This is a genomic window from Aestuariivirga sp. (assembly GCF_041738905.1).
Lineage (GTDB): Bacteria > Pseudomonadota > Alphaproteobacteria > Rhizobiales > Aestuariivirgaceae > Aestuariivirga.
This window is the reverse complement of the sequence record NZ_JBGSOZ010000049.1, coordinates 1-4631: the sequence shown is the minus strand read 5'-3', so window position 1 is coordinate 4631 and position 4631 is coordinate 1. Positions and strand designations below refer to the sequence as shown.

Sequence of the window (4631 nt, the reverse complement as noted above, 5' to 3'; positions counted from 1 at the left end):
AAGGCAGCTTCGGCGCCGGCGGCGAGTTCGCCGCACTCGAGCCGGAATCGCCATCGCTCCTGTGGGGCAAGGCGTTCCAGAAACCGGTCCGCAACGCTTTCCCAATCCCGGTCGCCGTTGCGATGGAGCGCCTGCACGATGCCGAGACAAACACCGGCTGACAGGCGATCCCGCGAGAACAGGCTCTCGAGGACAGGACGGTACCGGGCAGCCAGCCCCACCTGATCTGCGGCGACATACAGTGGCCAGAGCTGCTCCGGCCGCAGCAAGCTTGCGGCTGCGGCAATGCTTTCCGCTGCCGCCGTCATCACGCGTTGCGCCTCGGAGTGGCGGAGATGCGGCACGATCCTGGCGAGGGCTTCACCAACCATTTGCCTGCGGGCCGGCTGGAGCCGCTGCTCATCGGGAGTGAAAAGGAGTGAGCCGGCAAGCCCGGACAGTGCATCCGTGTCTCCGCCCGAGATCAGCGCGTCGATCCGCGCAAGAAGGGCCGGGCGGTGGTCCGGATGTGCGGCCAGAGTCTCGTCAGCGAGCTGCAGGCTGCGCTCGGCGTCGCCTGTGTGCCTCAGGCAGATCGCCAGCTCGTCACGCAGCATGAGTTCGCCCGGAGCGCCGGTGAGCAATGGCATGAGAGCCGCCATTGCGTCTGCAGGGCGCTGCAGCCGCCTCAGCACCGCCGCATGCCTGACGGCATAGGGCAGATGCTCCGGCTCGGCTGCCCGCGCGGCCTGCACCGCCAGCAGCGCCTCGTCATACCGCTGCGCCGCGATCAGGTCGTCGATCACGCGTGAGGAGATGCCGCCACTCATTCCGATCTCGAATGTTGCAAGGGTCCGAAAACAACCTATCAGGGCAGAACCGGTACTGTCATCCGGTAACGCGCCTCGGTTCGGCACGCGGGCCATGTTCGGCTTCAGCTGGCCAGGAAAGCCCACCGGCGATGGTTGCGCCGGGAGTTCAACGGCGAGGTCCAAGCGGCGTGCAAACGGTCTTTGTCTTCGGCAGCAAGCGCAACAGGATTCAGATTGTGCAGGTCTGGCCGTGGAGGAGATCGCCAACTCTCCGTGGCTTCGAAATCCCGCAATCAAATGAACCCCCGCGATCCCGAGAGAATCACGGAGGGTTCCACTTTTTGGGAGTTGCCGGATTTGCTGCGCAAACTCGGCACGATCCGCAACTCCCGCGCTCTAGGCTTTAGGTTGTACCTGCGCTAGGAACAGGCGATGTCGGACACTCGGGACGGAAAACGCGAAGCCTCCGGCTTTCAGACCGCGGCACTGATGGAGAAGCTCGTTCTCCTGATGATGTTTGTTGCCCTTCTCGTGGGCGTGCTGCTGGTGGTGATGCCCTTCAGCGTCGGCCTCATGTTTGGCGGCATCATCGCTATCGCCGCCTGGCCGCTGCGAAGCTGGTTGATGAGCTGGGGCCTGAATGGCTATGTGACGGCTTTCCTGCTGCTGGCCCTCGTCATTGCCTTCATCATCTTGCCTATTCTTGCCGTGGCGCCTGGACTTGCAACGCAGCTGACCGGCCTGTTCGACGTCGTCCGCGCATGGCTCGATTCATCACCCGCGCCTCCGAGCTGGCTGCAGTCGATTCCGCTGATCGGAGACACCATCCATGACCAGTGGATCCTGCTGCTCGGATCGAACACCGCGGCCAAGGAGATGCTGGCGCCCTACATGGGTTCGTTCAGGACCGTCCTGTTGAATGTCGCCAAAGGCCTGGGCGAAAGCCTCCTGCAACTGCTGCTGGCCATGGTCTTCGCCACCATGTTCTGGGCCCAGGGCGATACGTTCGCCGCCACCTTCATGGACCTGCTTCATCGTCTCGGCGGCCAGCGCCTCACCGAGATGGCGGTCGTCTCGGTGAACGCCGTCCGGGGTGTGTTCTACGGCGTCGTCGGCACGGCCGCCATCCAGGCCGCGATGATGTCCCTGGGGTTGCTGCTGGCGGGCGTGCCCGGAGCGGCACCGCTCGGCTTCGTGACGCTGCTTCTCGCGTTGAGCCAGATCGGCGCGCTGCTCATCAATCTCGTCTGGGGCGGCGCGGTCTATTGGCTCTATGCCAATGGCGAGACGGGCATCGTGCTCTGGCTGCTCATGGGCTGGGGCCTCTTCATCGTCTTCATCGACAATATCCTCAAGCCCCTGCTGATCGGCACCAGCATCACCATGCCGCTGGCCCTTGTGATCGTCGGCGTCTTCGGCGGCTTCCTCTCGTTCGGCTTCCTCGGGCTCTTCATCGGCCCGGTCATCATCGCCATCGCCTATGCGATGATCACCGCCTGGCGGATGAGCGAACCGGCAAAGACGGACACCTGACGCATGATCCTTCAGCTTGCCGTCGGGGGACTTGTCTTTGCCTGCTGCGTCGCGATCCACGCCTCCTTCATGTTGTGGACGCTGAAGGTGGCCTTGCCTGCGCTGAGGCGCCTGGAGGAGGCGGGACGCCTTGTGCTGAGCATGGTGATGGTCGTGGGACTGCTTGCCATCGCCCATGTGACAGAGGTCAGCCTATGGGCCTTCGTCATGGGCCTGGTCGGCGCCATCCCCGGGGAGGGCGATGCCCTGTACTTCGCGTTCACCAGCTACACCACGCTTGGCTATGGCGACGTCCTTGCCGTGAAACAGTGGCAGATGCTGGGTCCCATATCAGCGATGAACGGCGTGCTGCTCTTCGGCTGGTCAACGGCCGTGATCTTCCAGGCCCTGCAAACTGGGCTCCGCGTCCAGGCGGACTAGGCGCATTGGACGAGCAAGTGGAATCACTTGCGTCGAGCGCTTGGCCGCCACTTGTTCGCAGGCGCTGCCGGTCAATGACTCAGGCCGGTCCGAGTTGCGTGCCCTTCAGCGCATCCCCCGAACCGGCGCCTAGCCGCTTCACGATCGACATCGCCTGCACCATGCTGATGTCGAGTTTCCGGATGCGATCGGCTGGGAAGTACATGACATTGCCGGCCATGGGCGTGGGCGACTGCGGCAGCATCACCGCCACCCAGCCGTCATGCAGGGTCTCGATCTGGTAGCCGAGCTGCCAGCCGTCCTCGATGCTGACCAGAACCGGCACGAGCCCATGCGATTGCTCGAGTTGCGAGAAGCTCGAGGCCGCACTCTTGGCGAACTGGTATTGCGGAATGCCGCCCAGCACGGAGTCCTCGATCTTGCTGACCATGCTCTGGGCGATGCGCGTGCGCGCCGCCAGCCCGGCAATGAGCGAGACCACGATCAGCGCCACAAGCGAGGCCGCGCCGACGATGCTTGCCGTCATGGGGCTGGGCGGCAGGTGCTTGATGACGGGCTCCATGAGATGGGCCGAGAATGTCATCGCCTTGCCCAGAATGGCGAGCACGACCACCAGCGGCAGCAGAAACGCCAGCCCGCCGATCAGCGTCGCCTTGGTCACTCGCCAGGCATAGGTTCCAAATCCCGCAGGGTCGGTGTTCATGGGGGCAGACTCCATTTCAGCCGCATCGCGCGGCGTTCCTTGTGAAGCTATCATCACTGGGCCGTCTTGCCACAGGGCATCAGGGATAGGAAACCCGGGGTTTCATGCCCTGGCGGATCCAGGTGACGGCGTCTTCCACGTCATCGGTGATCTTCACGATCAATAGCGACTCCGCGTCGATGAGGCCGGGCGCGACCATCCTGTCGCGAATGAATCGACTTACGGGTTCCCAGAAGGCCATGCCCATCAGCACCACGGGGAAGGATGAGATCTTGCCGGTCTGGATGAGGATGGCGATCTCGAAGGCTTCGTCCAGCGTGCCGAAGCCGCCCGGCAGGATGACGAAGGCGGAGGAGTATTTCACCAGCATCACTTTGCGCACGAAGAAATGCTCGAACTGCACGAAGGCGTCGAGATAAGGGTTGGGCGCCTGCTCGTGCGGCAGTGTGATGTTGCAGCCCATGCTGAATCCGCCCGCCTCCTTGGCCCCGCGGTTGGCGGCTTCCATGAGGCCAGGACCGCCACCGGTCTTCACGGTGAAGCCCGCCGACGCGAGCTTTGCGCCAAGCGTCCGGGCCATCGCATAATGCGGATCGGCATCGCCAAGCCGGGCCGATCCGAAGACGGTCACGCAAGGCTCCGGCACGTCGAAGGACTCGAAGCCGCGCAGCATTTCGAGGAAGACGCCGACAGCGCTCTCCACATCCGCCTGCTTCTTCCGCCGCCCCGGCAGCAGCGCTCCCTCCGCGCCCTTGATGAGCTGGATCATCGACTGGGGATGTGTTGCGGCGGTCTTCGATGTGTCGTCCATGCAGGCTTCCCGGTTCCTGAAAACATTCACTAGCCTTAGCGGACGTTCCTGCGCTTGACCTACGTCAACCCTCACACATCGTTCGAATAGAAGAAGGCGATGGCCTGCGATCGGTTTCTCAGACCGAGTTTTTCGTAGAGATTCCGCAGATGGAATTTCACCGTGTTGATGGAGATGCCGAGGTCGGTGGCGAGCTCGGTGTTGGTGCGGCCCTTGGCAAGGGCGGCGAGCATCGACTTCTCGCGCTCGGTGAGGCTCTCACGCGGATCGCGCTTGAGGCCGCGCACATCCATGAAGGGAAACACCATGCGGCCCATGCCGACGGTGGCGGCGATATCGACGAGTTGTTCCTGCGGCGCATCGCGCGAGCAGA

At 63.5% G+C, this 4631-nt stretch carries 6 protein-coding genes; 2 read left to right on the top strand and 4 right to left on the bottom strand.

Annotated features, from left to right (window positions below; translation table 11 throughout):
* A partial coding sequence (locus ACEW8Q_RS04060; RefSeq protein ID WP_373502773.1) for a hypothetical protein occupies positions 1 to 809 on the bottom strand: 809 nt, incomplete at its 3' end.
* A gap of 414 nt (positions 810 to 1223) precedes the next feature.
* Between ACEW8Q_RS04060 and ACEW8Q_RS04055 the strand changes: the two genes are divergently transcribed.
* Complete coding sequence (locus tag ACEW8Q_RS04055) at positions 1224 to 2324, top strand: AI-2E family transporter (protein ID WP_373502772.1); 1101 nt, start codon at positions 1224 to 1226, stop codon at positions 2322 to 2324.
* Positions 2325 to 2327: 3 nt separating this feature from the next.
* Positions 2328 to 2744, top strand: a complete 417-nt coding sequence (locus tag ACEW8Q_RS04050) for an ion channel (RefSeq protein WP_373502771.1) — start codon at positions 2328 to 2330, stop codon at positions 2742 to 2744.
* A gap of 79 nt (positions 2745 to 2823) precedes the next feature.
* Here the strand turns inward: ACEW8Q_RS04050 and ACEW8Q_RS04045 are convergent, their stop codons facing one another.
* From ACEW8Q_RS04045 to ACEW8Q_RS04035, 3 genes are all read right to left on the bottom strand, one after another.
* Complete coding sequence (locus ACEW8Q_RS04045; protein WP_373502770.1) at positions 2824 to 3447, bottom strand: hypothetical protein; 624 nt, start codon at positions 3445 to 3447, stop codon at positions 2824 to 2826.
* Between the two features lie 79 nt (positions 3448 to 3526).
* The gene (locus ACEW8Q_RS04040; protein WP_373502769.1) at positions 3527 to 4258 is read right to left on the bottom strand and encodes a TIGR00730 family Rossman fold protein; all 732 of its coding nucleotides are present in this window, start codon (positions 4256 to 4258) and stop codon (positions 3527 to 3529) included.
* Between the two features lie 71 nt (positions 4259 to 4329).
* The coding region (locus ACEW8Q_RS04035) for a LuxR C-terminal-related transcriptional regulator (RefSeq protein ID WP_373502768.1) at positions 4330 to 4631 on the bottom strand (302 nt) is incomplete at its 5' end.